The organism is Streptomyces acidicola, from assembly GCF_009377235.1.
GTDB lineage: Bacteria > Actinomycetota > Actinomycetes > Streptomycetales > Streptomycetaceae > Streptomyces > Streptomyces acidicola.
The window spans coordinates 1-15699 of sequence record NZ_VMNX01000221.1 but is presented as its reverse complement, the minus strand read 5'-3'; the positions used below and the strand labels follow the sequence as shown (position 1 = coordinate 15699).

Genomic DNA, 15699 nt, shown 5'->3' with positions numbered 1-15699 from the left:
CGCCAGCACCGCCCCCAGCAGCCCCCCGACCGCCAGCGCCACCACCAGCGGCACACCCCCACGCCGCCGCACGAGAAACACGACCAGCGCACTCAGGGCCCCGAAGCCGAGCGCCAGCAGCGTGAACGTCCCGTCCACTCCGACGGCCTGCTCCCCCTCGGTGTCCCGCAGATACACCGCCTGACCGTCGGAGACCAACGGCACCTGCGGCGCCAGCCACCACCACAGCACCCCGAGCAGCGCCCCCGCGAGCGCCACCCCCACCGTGACGATCGCGGCCTCCCGCACTTCGGTCTTCATCCCGGGACCGTCCTGTTCGTACGCAACGTCATGAGCGGCAGGAGCCGGCATCACGGGAACGGGTGGGGCCTGCCGAGCGCTGTGCGAGGACCTGTCGTACGACGGTTCGTGCGGCGGCGGAGGCGGAGTCAACGGTGCGGTCACCCTGACATCGTGCCAGGCGCACCTGTGGGGCGCCTCATCGGACGGCTGCCCGGCGGTACGCCCAGGTCGCGACCGCCAGCGAGGCCACCCCGACACCGGCGCACACGGCCAGGTCGCCTAGCACGAACGCCCAGTCCGGGTCGCCCCGGAAGGTCCGCGCGAACGCCTCCACCCCGTACGTCGACGGCAGCAGATCACGCGCGTACCGCACCACATCCGGCAGCCGGTCCGCAGGCAGGACCCCGAGCAGCAACGCCGCCGACATGCCCAACTGCCCCAGCAGCGTCGCCAGTTCGGGCCGCGGCGCCAGCAGCCCCAGCGCCGCACCCAGCCCGGCGAGCGCGGCCCCCGCGAGCGGGATCACCGCGACGAGCACCCACAGGTTCCCCACCGGCAGCCCGAAGAGCACACAGCCGAAGACCGCGGTCACGATCGTCCCCGGCACGGTGAACGACGCGTACGCCCCCGCCGCGCCCAGTACGACGGCGGCAGGCGGCACCGGCAGGGTCGCGTAGTGATCGAGCCCTCCGCCGGCCCTCAGCTGCCCGAAGTACTGGGCGAGCAGGTTCAGCGCGACGAAGGCGACCACGAGCACGGACGAACCGGCGACGACGGCCTGGGCCTCGGCCCCGCCGTCCACGACGCCCCGCATCAGGATCATGATGCCGATCGACTGGAAGGTCGCCACGAACAGCAGCGGGATCCGTGCGACGCGCGCCCGCGAGAGCTGCGCCCGGTACACGGCGCCGAGCGACGGCCACAGCCGCGCCCGCGGCCCGAGCGCGGCCGGGACCCGGGCGCGCTCCTCAGCAGCCAGGGCTCCGCCCGGCAGAACCTCCGCGGGTACGACACTCACGTCGAGCTGCTCCTCTTCGCTCCGGCTGCCGCCCAGTTCCGTACGGCCAGGGCTCTTCTGATGGATATCCGTGCAGGAAGGAGCGGCGTCCGGTGCGTGCGATCGGCGTGCGGCGTGGAGGGTCATGTGGCGGAGCCACCTGTCCCTTCGCGCCGTGCGACGAGAGGGCGTGCCGGGCGTCGCGACGCCGCGGAGATCCATCAGAAGGGCCCTACAGGCCGCGGTTGCGTTCACGCCTTCACCAGCCCTCGTGCGTTGCCGCCCAGCGCCAGATACACGTCCTCCAGGCTCGGCGTGGCGAGCGTGAAGTCGTCCAGGGCCACGAAGGCCGCGCCACCGGTGACGGTCGCGACCACCGCGCGGGCCTCCTCGGGCGCGAGCCGCAGCGTCCAGCGGCGCCCGGACTCCAAGGCCCGCGACCGCAGCGCGGCGACCTCCGGGACGTCGAGCGGCGCCCGCTCGCGCCACACCAGCTCGACCCGCACCTCACCCGCCACCTTCTCCTTCAGGCCGGCCGGGGTGTCGCAGGCGATGACCCGCCCCTGGTCGAGGACGGCGACCCGGTCGAGCACGGTCTCCGCCTCGATGACGTTGTGGGTGACGAGCAGAACGGTGGTGCCGTGTTCGGCCCGGCGCCGGTCGACGGCGGCCCACACGGCCCGCCGGGCGACGGGGTCCATGCCGGTGGTGGGCTCGTCCAGCACGAGCAGGGGCCGTTCACCGACGAGTACGGCGGCGAAACAGGCGAGCCGCCGCTGGCCGCCCGAAAGCTTCCTGATCGGCCGCGAGGCGAGCTCCGTGAGACCCAGCTCCTCCAGCACGGCGTCCCGCTCGTCCCTGGCCCGCCGGACGTCGAGCCCGCGCAGCCGGCCGGTGGTCTCCGCGGCGAGCGACACGGTGAGGTCGTCCAGCGCGGTCGACTCCTGCCCGAGGTACGCGAGGATTCGCGCGGCCCGCTCGGGGTGCCGCACGATGTCGTGCCCGAGGATGTCGACGGTGCCGTCGTCGGGCCGCATCAGCCCGGTGAGCTGCCGTACCAGTGTCGATTTCCCGGCCCCGTTCGGCCCGAGCAGCCCGAAGATCTCCCCGCGCCGCACATCGAGCCCGACCGCGTCATTGGCCCGCACGGCGGGCGTCCCCGGCGTGCCGCGCCGTCCGCGCACCGCCGGATACGTCTTCGTCAGCCCCCGCACCGCGCACACCACATCCCCGCCGTGCTGGCTCCCGGGTTCCGTGCGCGTGCTCACGAGGCACGAGCCTAAGGGGTCCCGTGCCCCGATCGTCGCCCGGGGCGTCCGCTACACACAGCCGAACGTCCTGAAGCCGACCGCAGGACCCGGCGCGCCCCGTTCACTCCCCGGCAGGAGCGTGCGCCGCCGCCGTCCGTACGTCGATCTCCCGCCAGAACCCGGCCCGGATGGCGTACCGGTCGTGCTCGTCGATCTGGTCGTCCTTGTGGGCGAGCAGCCCGAACCGCGCGGCGTAGCGGAGCAGCTCTCCGTCCACACGGTGCGGGATCCGGGGATACATCCCGGACAGTTTCTGCAAATGCGCCTGTTCCGTCAGCCGCGCCATCCAGCGCCGCGCGAACACCTGTCCCACCTCGTACGGATCGCCGCCGACCGTGGTGATGTCCTCCTCCCGGTCGGCCCACCGCTGCTCGGCCGTGGTGAGCTGCGCCAGCGTCGGCATGGACGCGGCCTCGGCCGGCTCGGCGACGGCCCCCGGCCGGTCCACCCATCCTCTGTCGGACGACCAGCGCAGCGTGGCGTTCGCGGGATGCTGCGCGGTTTGCGCACCCGCCGCCCGCATGATCGCCAGGTCCTTCGGTGTCGGCACCCCTTTGGAGGCAGCCGCGGGGGCCCGCTCCTGCGTCCCGTTGTGCGAACCGGCAGCCGCCGGTTCGTGCTCCGCCTCCTCGGCTGCCCGCTCGGACGCGCCGAGTGCCGACTCCGGCAGGGGGGCCGACAGGATCGCGGCGATCTCGGGCCGCGGCGCGGGCGGCGGCGCGCACACCCCGCCGAGGTCCTTCGGCCGGACGGCCTGGGTGATCCACGCCCGGTCCAGCACGCGCCGCTCGTCGGCCTCGGCGACCAGGTCCTCGGACTGGTTGTAGTCGCCGTCCGCGGCCTGAACGGCCCACAGGTGTACGGCGACCCCGTGCTCCTTGGCCGCCATCATGCCCGGCAGTAGATCGCCGTCCCCGGTCACGAGCACGATGTCGGAGCAGGCCCGGTTGCGCGCAAGTTCGGTGAGTTCAGCGTGCATGGCGGCGTCCACACCCTTCTGCGCCCACCGCCCGTCGCTGCGGGTCAGGGCACCGAGCCGTACGGTGACCCGTGGCATCACGCGCAGTCTGCGGTGCTCGGGCTGCGGTACGCGGTCGGGGGCGCCGTCGAACCAGTAGATGCGCAGCAGCGGCCGCTCCGTGTCGGACTCGGCGCGCTCGCGCAGCCCCTGGATGAGGGCGGCGTGGTCGACGGTGATCCGGGAGCGGGAGGGTTCGCCGGCGAGCAGGCTGGCGGCAGCCCCGAGCAGATACCCGGCGTCCACCAGGACGATGCAGCGGTCCACGCGATCCACCCTCTTTCCGGGAGGTTTGCTTCGGGCTTCCTTCGAGTCTGCCCGACCACGCGGAGGTTAACGTTCGGAACTCGATCATCGGCGTGGCGTATCGGCGCGGGCCCCTCGGACAGACCTTGTCACGCACGGTGATTATCCGAAATGCGCAACGTATCCGATTATGTGAATCTGGTCGCGGCCCTGGCCCCTAGATCCCCCACAGGAGGCAGAGCACCATGGCCAAGAACAAGAACCGCAAGCAGGATGCCCAGCAGAGCCGCCGACCGCAGGCCGAGGAGCAGGAGCAGCGGAACTCACCGGAGTCGCAGTCGCCGATGTCGCAGCCTCAGGGCAGCCCCGCCGACGTCGCCCGTAGGAAGCAGAAGAGCTTCGGCCACAACTGAGGCCCGGCCCATCGGCTGTTGAGGCCCGGACACACAGCGAGGGGCGCATCCTTTTCCGGATGCGCCCCTCGCACACGTCAGTACGCGGCACTCAGCCCGCGAGACAGGACGGCCCCAGCAGCACCTTCAGGTCGCCGAAGAGGGCCGGGTCCGGCTTCACCCGGTGGCGGTCGAGCCGCAGCACCGTCGTCTTCCTCGGCCCCTGGAGCTTGATCCGCACCTCGCTGTCGCCCTTGTGGTGGCTGAGGATCTCGCCGAGGCGGCTGACCATGGGCGGGGTGACCCTCGTGGCCGGGATGGTGAGGATCACGGGCGCGTTGGTGCCCGCGTTCGACAGGTCGGGGACCTGGAGTTCCATCGCGACCAGCCGGGGCACGTCCTCGCGCTTGTCGAGCCGGCCCTTGACGAACACCACCGCGTCCTCGACGAGTTGCGTCGACACCAGCTGATACGTCGCGGGGAAGAACATGCACTCGATGGAACCCGCCAGATCCTCCACCGTGGCGATCGCCCACGCGTTGCCCTGCTTGGTCATCTTGCGCTGCAGCCCCGAGATGATCCCGCCGATGGTCACCACCGCACCGTCCGCGTGCTCACCCCCGGTCAGCTGCGCGATCCCCGCGTCCGCCTTGTCGGACAGCACATGCTCCAGCCCGAACAGCGGGTGGTCCGACACATACAGCCCGAGCATCTCCCGCTCCTGGGCGAGCAGATAGGCCTTGTCCCACTCGTCGTCGGTGAACTGCACGTCGAGCCCGAAGCCGGGCTCGCTGGACTCCTCCTCGCCCATCCCGCCGAACAGGTCGAACTGACCTTCGGCCTCCTTGCGCTTGACCGCCACCACGTTGTCGATCATCGGGTCGAAGTGCGCGGTGAGGCCCTTGCGGGTGTGCCCCAGGGAGTCGAAGGCGCCCGCCTTGATCAGCGACTCCGTGGTGCGCTTGTTGCACGCGACGGCCTCGACCTTGTCGAGGTAGTCGGGGAAGGAAGCGTACTTGCCCTTGGCCTTGCGGCTCCTGATGATCGACTCCACCACGTTCGTACCGACGTTGCGGACGGCTTCGAGGCCGAAGAGGATCACGTCGTCGCCCTGCGCGGCGAAGTTGTGCACCGACTCGTTGACGTTCGGCGGCAGCACCTTGATGCCCATGCGCCGGCACTCGTTCAGATAGACCGCCGACTTGTCCTTGTCGTCCTTGACCGAGGTGAGCAGACCGGCCATGTACTCGGCGGGGTAGTTCGCCTTGAGGTAGGCGGTCCAGTACGAGACCAGGCCGTACGCGGCCGAGTGCGCCTTGTTGAACGCGTAGCCGGCGAACGGGACCAGCACGTCCCACAGGGCCTGGATCGCCTCGTCGCTGTAGCCGTTCTTCTGGGCGCCGGCCTGAAAGATGGTGAAGTTCTTGGCCAGTTCCTCGGGCTTCTTCTTGCCCATCACCCGGCGGAGGATGTCGGCCTCGCCGAGCGAGTACCCGGCGATGATCTGGGCGGCCTTCTGCACCTGCTCCTGGTAGACGATCAGGCCGTAGGTGACGTCCAGGACCTCCGTGAGGGGCTCCTCCAGCTCCTTGTGGATCGGGGTGATCTCCTGGAGCTTGTTCTTGCGCAGGGCATAGTTGGTGTGCGAGTCCATGCCCATCGGGCCCGGACGGTACAGCGCCGACACGGCGGAGATGTCTTCGAAGTTGTCGGGCTTCATCAGGCGCAGCAGGGAGCGCATCGGGCCGCCGTCGAACTGGAAGACGCCCAGGGTGTCACCGCGCTGGAGCAGTTCGAAGGTCTTCGGGTCGTCGAGCGGCAGGGCCAGCAGGTCGAGGTCGATGCCCTTATTGGACTTCACCATCTTGACGGCGTCGTCCATGATCGTCAGGTTGCGCAGGCCGAGGAAGTCCATCTTCAGCAGGCCGAGCGACTCGCACTGCGGGTAGTCCCACTGCGTGATCGTCACGCCGTCGGTGTGCCGCACCCAGATCGGGGCGTGGTCGACGATGGGCTCGCTGGACATGATCACGCCGGCGGCATGCACGCCCATCTGCCGGACCAGGCCCTCGACGCCCTTGGCGGTGTCGATGACCTTCTTCACGTCCGGTTCGTTCTCGTACATCCCACGGATCTCGCCCGCCTCGTTGTAGCGGGGGTGCGAGGGGTTGGTGATGCCGTCGAGGTCGATGCCCTTGCCGAGGACGTCGGCGGGCATGGCCTTGGTGAGGCGGTCACCCATCGCGTACGGGTAGCCCAGCACGCGCGCGGAGTCCTTGATCGCGTTCTTGGCCTTGATCTTGCCGTAGGTGCCGATCATGGCGACCTTGTCGGCGCCGTACTTCTCCGTCACGTACCTGATCACCTCGACGCGCCGACGCTCGTCGAAGTCGATGTCGACATCGGGCATCGAGATGCGCTCGGGGTTGAGGAACCGCTCGAAGATCAGGCCGTGCGGAATGGGGTCGAGGTCGGTGATGCCCATGGCGTACGCGACGATCGAACCGGCCGCGGAGCCTCGGCCGGGGCCGACCGCGATGCCCTGGCTCTTGGCCCACATGATGAAGTCTGCGACAACGAGGAAGTAGCCGGGGAACCCCATCGAGATGATGGTGTCCATCTCGTACTCGACCTGCTTCATACGGTCGTCCGGGATGCCACCCGGGAAGCGGCGGTGCATGCCGCGCATGGTCTCCTCGCGGAACCAGGAGACCTCGGTGTAGCCCTCGGGGATGTCGAACTTCGGCATGAGGTTCTTGGCCTCGAACATGCCGGCGGTGTCGACCATCTCGGCGACGAGGAGGGTGTTGGCGCAGCCCTCCTGCCAGGCGTCCGAGGAGTCGATGGCGTACATCTCGTCCGTGGACTTCAGGTAGTAGCCGGTGCCGTCGAACTTGAAGCGGTCCGGGTCGGAGAGGTTCTTGCCGGTCTGGATGCACAGCAGGGCGTCGTGGGCGGTCGCCTCGTGCGCGTAGGTGTAGTGCGAGTCGTTGGTGACCAGCGGCGGAATGCCGAGCTTCTTGCCGATGTCGAGGAGGCCGTCACGGACCCGGTGCTCGATCTCGATGCCATGGTCCATCAGCTCCAAGAAGTAGCGGTCCTTGCCGAAGATGTCCTGGTAGTCGGCGGCCGCCTTCAGGGCCTCGTCGTACTGCCCGAGGCGCAGCCGGGTCTGGAGCTCGCCGGAGGGGCAGCCGGTGGAGGCGACGATCCCCTCGGACCACTGGGAGATCGTCTCCTTGTCCATCCGGGGCCACTTCTGGAGCCAGCCCTCGGCATACGCGTCCGAGGAGAGCCGGAAGAGGTTGTGCAGTCCCGTGCTGTTCACGGCCCACATCGTCTTGTGGGTGTAACCACCGGAACCGGAGACGTCGTCCCGCTTCTGGTGCGGCTGACCCCACTGGATCTTGCGCTTGTTTCGCCGGGACTCGGGCGCGACATACGCCTCGATCCCGATGATCGGGGTGACCCCGGCCTTCTTCGCCGAGTGGAAGAAGTCGTACGCCCCGTGCAGGTTGCCGTGGTCGGACATCGCGATGTGGGTCATGCCCATCTCGTTGCACGCGTTGAACATGTCCTTCAGCCGCGCGGCACCGTCCAGCAGCGAGTACTGGGTGTGGACGTGCAGGTGCGTGAACGGCGGCTTTGACACGGCTTCGGCCTCCAGGGCGAACTACGGTCGACGGGGGCCCGACAGGCTGCGGACAGTCTGGGGGACAGCGTCGAAGTCTATGCCTCGGCACTGACACTCGGAGGACTCTCCCTCGTACCTTCATCCGAGGAGTCGCGGGCACTCCCGCGTACGGTCGGACGTTGAAGGGGAACGGAGATCCGCTTCCCTCAGACAGCACATCTGTCCCACATGTCACGCTCCATCACCTGCACCAGGAGGCACCCAGCGATGTCGGTTCCGCAGCTCAGCGCCGAGCAACGCGGCGAGCAGATCCTCGCCGTCTTCGACACCGCCTTCGGCGATCTCCTGGCCGCCGACCCGGCCGCCTTCCGTGTGAAGTTCCGGAAGATGGCCGCGTCCGCCTTCGCCTTCTACCGGGGCACGGCGTGCCTCTTTTATCGCGATATGGACCAGGACACCGCCGGGTCGGGTGGCGGGAAGGACTCCGGGCGCGTCGGCGGGAAGATGCACAGCGGCCCGTTCCTGGACGACCGCACCTCGCGCGTGTGGATCCACGGCGACCTGCACGCGGAGAACTTCGGCACGTACATGGACGCCACGGGCCGCCTCATCTTCAATGTGAACGACTTCGACGAGGCGTACGTCGGCCCCTTCACCTGGGACCTGAAGCGCTTCGCGGCCTCCGTGGCGCTGATCGGGTACGCGAAGGCGCTGAGCGACGAGCAGATCACCGAGCTGGTGCGGGTGTACGCGGGCGCGTACCGCGAGCGGATCCACGCCGTCGCGACCGGCGCCAAGAGCGACGAGGTGCCGCCCTTCACGCTGGACACCGCCCAGGGCCCGCTGATGGACGCGCTGCGTGACGCGCGCTCACTGACCCGCTTCGGGCTGCTGGACTCGATGACGGAGATCCGTGACTTCGAGCGCCGCTTCGCGCCCGACGGCGGCTCCATCGAGCTGGACGCGGCCACCCGCTACAAGGTCCTGGCGGCCTTCGACGGCTATCTGGAGACGCTCCCGGAGTCGTCGCTGGCCCGCCCCGACTCGTACCGCGTGAAGGACGTCGTCGGCCGCCGCGGCATCGGCATCGGCTCCGCGGGCCTGCCGTCGTACAACATCCTCCTGGAGGGCGCCACCGACGCCCTGGAGAACGATGTGGTGATCTACATCAAGCAGGCCCAGACCCCGGCCGTCTCCCGCCATGTCACGGACCCGGCGATCCGCGACTACTTCCAGCACGAGGGCCACCGCACGGTGATCTCACAGCGCGCCCTCCAGGCTCACGCCGACCCGTGGCTGGGCTGGACCGAGCTGGACGGCGCGGGCCAGCTGGTCGCCGAGGTGTCGCCGTACGCGGTGGACCTGGACTGGGGCGACATCGACGACCCGGAGGAGATCGCGGCGGTCGTCGGCGACCTGGGACGGGCCACGGCCACGATGCACGCGGCGGCGGACGACCTCTCCGGTCAGTCCCTGGTGCCGTTCTCCACGGAGCGGGCCATCGACGCGGCCATCGCGGCCGACGAGGACGGCTTCGCACCGCTCCTGGTGGACTTCGCGCACGAGTACGGGGCACGCGCGCGTGCGGACCACCAGATCTTCGTCGACCTGTTCCGCAACGGCCGGATCCCCGGCCTGTAGGGACCTCACGCTCACAGGGATCCTTTAGGGGTCTCTTACGTGAGTCCATGGGAGACTCTGTAACGGTATGAACATATCCGGGACCCACCTCAGAGCCGTGCGCGCGGCGCTGTTCACGGCACTCGTCGTGACACTCAGCACCGCGTCGCACGTGTTGCTGTCCCGGGTCCCGCTGCCCCTGACCACGGTGGCCGTCCTCGCCGGTGCGGTCTTCGTCCTCGCGTACGCGCTGGCGGGCCGCGAGCGCGGCTTCGGGAGGATCGCGGCGCTGCTGATCCCCCTGGAGCTGGCTGCCGACACGCTGTTCACGGCCGGCCAGCACGCCTGTTACGGCCGGGTCGGCGGCCCGGTCACCGGCCCGCTGCGCCAGGTCGGCCTCGACATGCTGTGCGGCGGCGAGGTCGGCGCCCCGCTGGCCCGGGTCACCGGCGACTCCTCCCGCGCCGCGGCCCTGCTCGACAATGCGGACCCGGCCGCCGCCTGGCTGCTGCTCGCCGCGCACATCGGCGTCGGACTCCTCGCCACCGCGTGGCTGCGACGGGGCGAGCGGGCGCTGACCCAGCTGCTCGGGGCCGCGGTCGCGGCGGGCTTCCGGCCGCTGCTGATGGCCGTCGCGGCGGTCACGGTACGGCTCGTACCGGCCGACCGCCGGATGCCGCGCCCGGTGCTCCGTACGACCACCGCGCGCACCCTCCTGTACGCGCACTCCCTGGGACGGCGTGGACCGCCGTGCTCGGTTGCTCTCAGCACCTGAGCACGACCAGTCCCCACACGTATCCCGCGTACGACGTGTGCGCGTCCCATATGGAGATCACCACTATGAGCAAGCGGAACAGCCAGGAGGCGAAGAGGGCGGCCCGTGAGCGCCTGCGCCAGGAGCGCGAGCGCCAGGCCAAGCGCTCCAAGATCAGGCGGCAGCTCGTCGTCGCCGGTTCGATGGTCGCGGTCCTCGCGATAGCGGGCGGCGTCGGGTATGCCGTCGTGCAGAACAACAAGCCCACGAAGTGGGAGGAGGCCGCCGACGCGAAGGTGGTCGCGCCCGCCAACACCTCGGGCACGAACGGCACCACCGTCGTGATCGGCGAATCCAAGTCCACCAACACGGTCCACCTCTACGAGGACCCGCGCTGCCCGGCCTGCGCCCAGTTCGAGCAGACCGTCGGCGAGACCGTCAACAAGGGCATGAAGGACGGCGACTACAAGCTCTCCTTCACCCTCGGTACGTTCCTCGACGGCAACCTCGGCGGCGACGGCTCCAAGAACGCGCTGAGCGCGCTCGGCGCCGCGCTGAACGTCAGCCCCGACGCGTTCCTGGAGTACAAGGCCGCGCTCTACTCGGCCAAGTACCACCCGCAGGAGTCGACCGACGAGTTCGCCAAGGACAGCTATCTGATCAAGGTGGCCGACACGGTCGACGCGCTGAAGAACAACAAGACGTTCCAGACCGCCGTCGAGAAGGGCACCTATGACGCCTGGGCGATGAAGATGAGCAAGACCTTCGACAGCGCCAAGGACGTGAACTCGACACCCACCATCAAGATCAACGACAAGAAGATCGACAACCCGTCCACGGTCGCGGAGTGGGAGACGGCGCTCAAGGACGCGGGCGTCACGAAGTGACCCGCGTCTGAGGCGCGTCAGGTCGCGTGTCAGGTGACGCACGACCGAAGTGCGGGCGAACTCTTCACGATTCGCCCGCACTTCGCGCCTTCTGCCTTACCTCTTCACTTACCGGTCAGTAATCTGCTCGGCCGTGACCAGTCGCATCAGATCCCACTCCGGCCTCAACTCTCCCGGCCCGCACCGCCGTACGGTCGTCAAGGCCGCCGCGGCGGGCGCCGCCCTCGCGGCCCCGCTGGCCGCCGCGTTCCCCGCCCGTGCCGCCGAGGCGCCCGCGTTCCTGCACGGCGTCGCCTCCGGCGATCCGCTGCCCGACGGTGTCCTGTTGTGGACCCGGGTGACGCCCGTACCGGAGGCGGTACCCGGCTCCGGGCTCGGCCCGGATGTCGAGGTGAGCTGGACCGTCGCCCTGGACAAGGCGTTCACGACCATCGTCGCCAAGGGCTCCACGACCGCCTCCGCCGCCACCGACCACACGGTGAAGGCCGACATCCGTGGTCTCACCCCCGCCACCGACTACTGGTTCCGCTTCTCCGCCGGCGGCACCGACTCCCCCGCCGCCCGCACCCGCACCGCCCCAGCCGCCGACGCCGCCGTGACCTCATTGCGCTTCGGCGTGGTCTCCTGCGCCAACTGGGAGGGCGGCCACTTCGCCGCGTACCGCCACCTGGCCACGCGCGGCGACCTGGACGCATGGCTGCACCTGGGCGACTACATCTACGAGTACGGCACCGGCGAGTACGGCACGCGCGACACCGTCGTACGCCCGCACGCGCCCGCGCACGAGATCCTCACGCTGGCCGACTACCGCACCCGGCATGGCCGTTACAAGAGCGACTCTGACCTGCAGACCCTGCACGCCGCGGCCCCCGTCATAGCCATCTGGGACGACCACGAGATCGCCAACGACGCCTGGTCGGGCGGCGCCGAGAACCATACCGAGGGCGCGGAGGGCACCTGGGCGGCCCGCCGGTCCGCGGCCAAGCAGGCGTACTTCGAGTGGATGCCGGTGCGCCCGGCGATCGCCGGCACCACCTACCGCCGGCTGCGCTTCGGCAAGCTGGCGGACCTCTCGCTGCTCGACCTGCGCTCGTTCCGTTCACAGCAGGTGTCGGTCGGCGACGGCCAGGTGGACGACCCGGACCGTACGATCACGGGCCGGGCCCAACTCGACTGGCTCAAGGCCGGGTTGAAGTCCTCGGACACGACCTGGCGGCTGGTCGGCAACTCGGTGATGATCGCCCCGTTCGCCATCGGGTCGCTCGCCGCCGACCTTCTGAAGCCGCTCGCCGAGCTCCTCGGACTGCCTCGCGAGGGACTCGCCCTCAACCCCGACCAGTGGGACGGCTACACCGACGACCGCCGTGAACTCCTCGCCCATCTGCGCGACAACGCGATCCGCAACACGGTCTTCCTCACCGGCGACATCCACATGGCGTGGGCCAACGACGTGCCGCTGAACGCCGGTACGTACCCGCTGTCCGCCTCGGCCGCCACGGAGTTCGTGGTCACCTCGGTCACCTCCGACAACATCGACGACATCCTCAAGGTCCCCGAGGGCACCGGCACCGCGCTGGCCTCCCCGCTGATCCGCGCCGCCAACCGGCACGTCCACTGGGTCGACACCGACCGGCACGGCTACGGCATCCTGGACATCACGGCCGAGCGGGCACAGATGGACTACTACGTGCTCTCCGACCGTACGAAGGCCGCCGCGACCTCGTCCTGGGCCCGCTCGTACCGCACACGCAGCGGCACGCAGAAGGTGGAGCGCACCTACGACCCCGTATGACCCCGTGTGACCGTCACAGGGTGTCGAGGAAGCCGAGTGCCACCTTCCAGGTGGCCTCGGCGGCCTCGGCGTCGTAGTCGGGCAGGCCGGGGTCGGTGTAGAGGTGTCCCGCTCCGCGGTAGCGGTAGACCTCGACGTCCGCGCCGATCGCACGCATCCGCAGGTACCAGGCGCTCAGCCAGTCGTCCGGCTCGAAGGGGTCGGGCTCGGCGACGTGCAGTTGGACGGGCAGTTCGTCCACCGAGGCGTTCTCGGCGATGTCCGAGGTGCCGTGCAGGAGCAGCAGCCCGCGGGCCTTCTCGTCGCCGAGCGCCAGCGTCTGCGCGGTGGCGGCGCCGAAGGAGAAGCCCGCGTAGACGAGCCCCCGCCCCGAGTACGGCGCGGCGGCCAGGACGGCACGCTTGAGCAACTCGTCCTTCCCGGTCTCGTCCTTGAAGGCCATGCCCTCCTCGACCGTGTCGAACGTCCGTCCCTCGAAGAGGTCCGGCGTCCACACCTCGTGTCCGGCGGCACGCAGCCGGTCCGCGGCATCGCGCACCGCGGGTCTGAGGCCATGGGTCGAGTGGAAGAGCATGATGTCCATGCGTTGATGGTGCCAGCCGGGTACGACACTGCGGGGCCACGGTGGTGCGGGGCTGTCGTGGTGCGGGGCCGCGGCGGTACCCGCGATGGAGCGACGCCACGTTTTCATCGCCGGGTGGGGCCGGATACGTTCTCAGGCATGGAGAACGTACTGCGTCCGCTGATCGTCGGCGGCGGCTCTGTCGTGCTCGCCCTGCTCGTCGGGTGGGCCGTGGACCGACTGCTGCGCAAGGCCGACGAGCGGCACAGCGAGACGCCCCTGTGGGACCTGCTCCGGCGCGGCCGCGTCCCCTTCCAGCTCGTGATGTGCACGGCCGCGCTGAGAAGCTCGTACGGCCAGGGGCACATCCTCGCGAACCACCAGGTGGCCATCGGCCGGATCCTGACGCTGGTCCTCATCGGGTCGACGGCCTGGCTGGTGATCCGTATCGCGGCCGCGATCGTCGAGACCTCGTACACCCGGTACGCGAGCACCCACCGCGATGCCGCCCGGATACGCCGGGTGCGGACGCAGGTGACGCTGATCATGCGGGTCGTCGCCGCGGTGGTCGGTGTGGTGGCGGCCGCGTCGATGCTGCTGACGTTCCCGGCGATGCGCGCGGCCGGTGCCTCGCTGCTGGCCTCGGCCGGGATCCTGGGCATCGTCGCCGGTATCGCCGCGCAGTCCACGCTCAGCAACCTCTTCGCGGGGTTGCAGATCGCCTTCGGCGACATGGTGCGGCTGGGCGACGTAGTCGTGGTGGAGGGCGAGTGGGGCACGGTCGAGGAGATCACGCTGACGTTCCTGACGGTGCGCACCTGGGACGAGCGCCGCATCACGATGCCCGTCTCGTACTTCACGTCGAAGCCGTTCGAGAACTGGTCCCGGGGCGGTGTCCAGATGACCGGGACGGTCTTCTTCCACGTCGACCACTGCGCCCCGCTGCCCGCCATGCGCGAGAAGCTCCGGGACATCCTGCGCGAGTGCCCGGCCTGGGACGGCCGCCACTACGACCTGACCGTCACGGACTCGACCCCCAGCACCATGGAGCTGCGCGCGCTGGTGACCGCGAAGGACCCGGACGACCTGTGGAAGGTACGGGTCACGGTCCGCGAACAGCTCATCGACTGGCTCGCCCGGGAGCACACCTACGCCCTCCCCCGCGTCAACACCGCCGACGCGATCCTGCCCCCGGGCCGGCTCGACGGCCGGGCGGACGGCGTGCCGCACCGTGCGACACGTGGCCGCGTCCACGAAGCACCGAGAACGGGACCGGGACGGGGCTAGGGACGGAGCCGGGGCTAGGGACCGGGCCGGGTCCCCGGCTCAGTGCCCGCGCTCCGCTCCACCGTTGACCTGGATGACCTGCGCGGTGATGTGCCCGGCGGCGTGCGAGGCGAGCCAGTGCAGCGTGCTCGCGACGTCGCCCGGCGTACCCGCCCGCCCGGTCGAGGTCTCCGCGACGAGCCGTGCCCTGCGCTCCTCGTCCATTCCTCCGCCGAAGAACTCGGTGTCCTCGATGTAGCCGGGCGCCACCAGGTTCACGGTGACGCCGCGCGGCCCCAACTGCCGTGCCAGATCGAAGGCGTACGGGTGCAGGGCGGCCTTGGACGCGGCGTACGCCCCGCTGCCCGAGCCGCGGTAGGCGGCGATGGAGCTGAGGAACAGCACACGGCCGCCGGGGTACGCCAGCCGGTCCTTCAGTGCCTCCGTGAGCAGCACCGCGGTCAGGGTGTTGAGCCCGAAGTTGATGGCCCAGTCGTGCAGGACGACGTCGAGCGGCTCGTCGCTGTCCACCGTGGGTTCCAGGCGCCCGGAGCCTCCGGCGCTGTGGATCAGTACGTCCACGGTGCCGAACTCCGCGGCCACGAACCGCTCCACCCCGCGTACGCCCCGGGGCTTGCTGAGGTCGGCCGCGTACGTCAGCGCCCCCGGCACCCCCGCCTTCTCCAGTACCTCGCCCCGCCGCCCGACCAACAGCACTCGGTCCCCGTCCGCGGCGAAGGCCTGCGCGGCCGCGAGGCCGATCCCCGTACCACCACCACTGATCACCACGTTGCGAGCCATGGGGCGATCGTACAAAGCGGGTTCCCGACTTTCGTTCCGCCGCAACGGCGCGCAACCGGGACGGCGGAGCGTGGCGGCGCCGAACCACCCCTCAAGCGGGGGTGTGGGGGCGCAGCCCAAGGGCGCAGCCCCCAAAAG

Annotated in this window: 13 protein-coding genes; 6 read left to right on the top strand and 7 right to left on the bottom strand. The window is 70.0% G+C overall.

Annotated features, from left to right (window positions below):
- The 4 genes from FPZ41_RS36840 to FPZ41_RS36825 all read right to left on the bottom strand — a co-directional run.
- Positions 1-444 (bottom strand): AAA family ATPase (locus FPZ41_RS36840; RefSeq protein WP_322621191.1); only part of this gene is annotated, 444 nt, incomplete at its 3' end.
- A 34-nt stretch (positions 445-478) separates the two neighbouring features.
- Positions 479-1300: an ABC transporter permease gene (locus FPZ41_RS36835; RefSeq protein WP_322621190.1), complete on the bottom strand. Its 822-nt coding sequence runs from the start codon at positions 1298-1300 to the stop codon at positions 479-481.
- A 230-nt stretch (positions 1301-1530) separates the two neighbouring features.
- The gene (locus FPZ41_RS36830; RefSeq protein WP_322621189.1) at positions 1531-2547 is read right to left on the bottom strand and encodes an ABC transporter ATP-binding protein; all 1017 of its coding nucleotides are present in this window, start codon (positions 2545-2547) and stop codon (positions 1531-1533) included.
- A 103-nt stretch (positions 2548-2650) separates the two neighbouring features.
- Positions 2651-3874 (bottom strand): NYN domain-containing protein, encoded by a 1224-nt coding sequence (locus tag FPZ41_RS36825; RefSeq protein WP_322621188.1) that lies wholly within the window; start codon positions 3872-3874, stop codon positions 2651-2653.
- Between the two features lie 224 nt (positions 3875-4098).
- Between FPZ41_RS36825 and FPZ41_RS47510 the strand changes: the two genes are divergently transcribed.
- On the top strand, positions 4099-4266 hold the full coding sequence (locus FPZ41_RS47510) for a hypothetical protein (RefSeq protein WP_194236348.1): 168 nt from the start codon (positions 4099-4101) through the stop codon (positions 4264-4266).
- 91 nt (positions 4267-4357) lie between these two features.
- Here the strand turns inward: FPZ41_RS47510 and dnaE are convergent, their stop codons facing one another.
- Entirely contained in the window at positions 4358-7897 is a 3540-nt protein-coding gene (gene dnaE / locus FPZ41_RS36820; RefSeq protein WP_322621187.1) for a DNA polymerase III subunit alpha, read from the bottom strand.
- A 249-nt stretch (positions 7898-8146) separates the two neighbouring features.
- Between dnaE and FPZ41_RS36815 the strand changes: the two genes are divergently transcribed.
- The 4 genes from FPZ41_RS36815 to FPZ41_RS36800 all read left to right on the top strand — a co-directional run bounded on the left by FPZ41_RS36815 (position 8147) and on the right by FPZ41_RS36800 (position 12932).
- Positions 8147-9520, top strand: coding sequence for a DUF2252 domain-containing protein (locus FPZ41_RS36815; protein ID WP_152867926.1), 1374 nt, complete (start codon positions 8147-8149; stop codon positions 9518-9520).
- A 67-nt stretch (positions 9521-9587) separates the two neighbouring features.
- On the top strand, positions 9588-10274 hold the full coding sequence (locus tag FPZ41_RS36810) for a hypothetical protein (RefSeq protein ID WP_152867925.1): 687 nt from the start codon (positions 9588-9590) through the stop codon (positions 10272-10274).
- A 65-nt stretch (positions 10275-10339) separates the two neighbouring features.
- On the top strand, positions 10340-11140 hold the full coding sequence (locus FPZ41_RS36805; protein ID WP_152867924.1) for a DsbA family protein: 801 nt from the start codon (positions 10340-10342) through the stop codon (positions 11138-11140).
- Between the two features lie 133 nt (positions 11141-11273).
- Positions 11274-12932 (top strand): alkaline phosphatase D family protein, encoded by a 1659-nt coding sequence (locus FPZ41_RS36800; protein WP_322621186.1) that lies wholly within the window; start codon positions 11274-11276, stop codon positions 12930-12932.
- Between the two features lie 13 nt (positions 12933-12945).
- Here the strand turns inward: FPZ41_RS36800 and FPZ41_RS36795 are convergent, their stop codons facing one another.
- On the bottom strand, positions 12946-13515 hold the full coding sequence (locus tag FPZ41_RS36795; protein WP_152867922.1) for a dienelactone hydrolase family protein: 570 nt from the start codon (positions 13513-13515) through the stop codon (positions 12946-12948).
- A gap of 138 nt (positions 13516-13653) precedes the next feature.
- Here FPZ41_RS36795 and FPZ41_RS36790 point away from each other — a divergent pair, with 138 nt between their 5' ends.
- A complete protein-coding gene (locus tag FPZ41_RS36790; RefSeq protein WP_152867920.1) occupies positions 13654-14781 on the top strand; it encodes a mechanosensitive ion channel family protein in 1128 nt (375 codons plus the stop codon).
- A 39-nt stretch (positions 14782-14820) separates the two neighbouring features.
- On the opposite strand, the gene FPZ41_RS36785 is transcribed toward FPZ41_RS36790, so the two are convergent.
- Positions 14821-15561: an SDR family NAD(P)-dependent oxidoreductase gene (locus FPZ41_RS36785; protein ID WP_131571548.1), complete on the bottom strand. Its 741-nt coding sequence runs from the start codon at positions 15559-15561 to the stop codon at positions 14821-14823.
- Between the last annotated feature and the right edge of the window lie 138 nt (positions 15562-15699).

Bases quoted from the DNA above. Each gene is read 5' to 3' on its own strand.
- FPZ41_RS36815 (WP_152867926.1), top strand. From the start codon at position 8,147: ATGTCGGTTCCGCAGCTCAGCGCCGAGCAACGCGGCGAGCAGATCCTC.
- FPZ41_RS36790 (WP_152867920.1), top strand. From the start codon at position 13,654: ATGGAGAACGTACTGCGTCCGCTGATCGTCGGCGGCGGCTCTGTCGTG.
- FPZ41_RS36810 (WP_152867925.1), top strand. From the start codon at position 9,588: ATGAACATATCCGGGACCCACCTCAGAGCCGTGCGCGCGGCGCTGTTC.
- FPZ41_RS47510 (WP_194236348.1), top strand. From the start codon at position 4,099: ATGGCCAAGAACAAGAACCGCAAGCAGGATGCCCAGCAGAGCCGCCGA.
- FPZ41_RS36805 (WP_152867924.1), top strand. From the start codon at position 10,340: ATGAGCAAGCGGAACAGCCAGGAGGCGAAGAGGGCGGCCCGTGAGCGC.
- FPZ41_RS36795 (WP_152867922.1), bottom strand. From the start codon at position 13,515: ATGGACATCATGCTCTTCCACTCGACCCATGGCCTCAGACCCGCGGTG.
- FPZ41_RS36785 (WP_131571548.1), bottom strand. From the start codon at position 15,561: ATGGCTCGCAACGTGGTGATCAGTGGTGGTGGTACGGGGATCGGCCTC.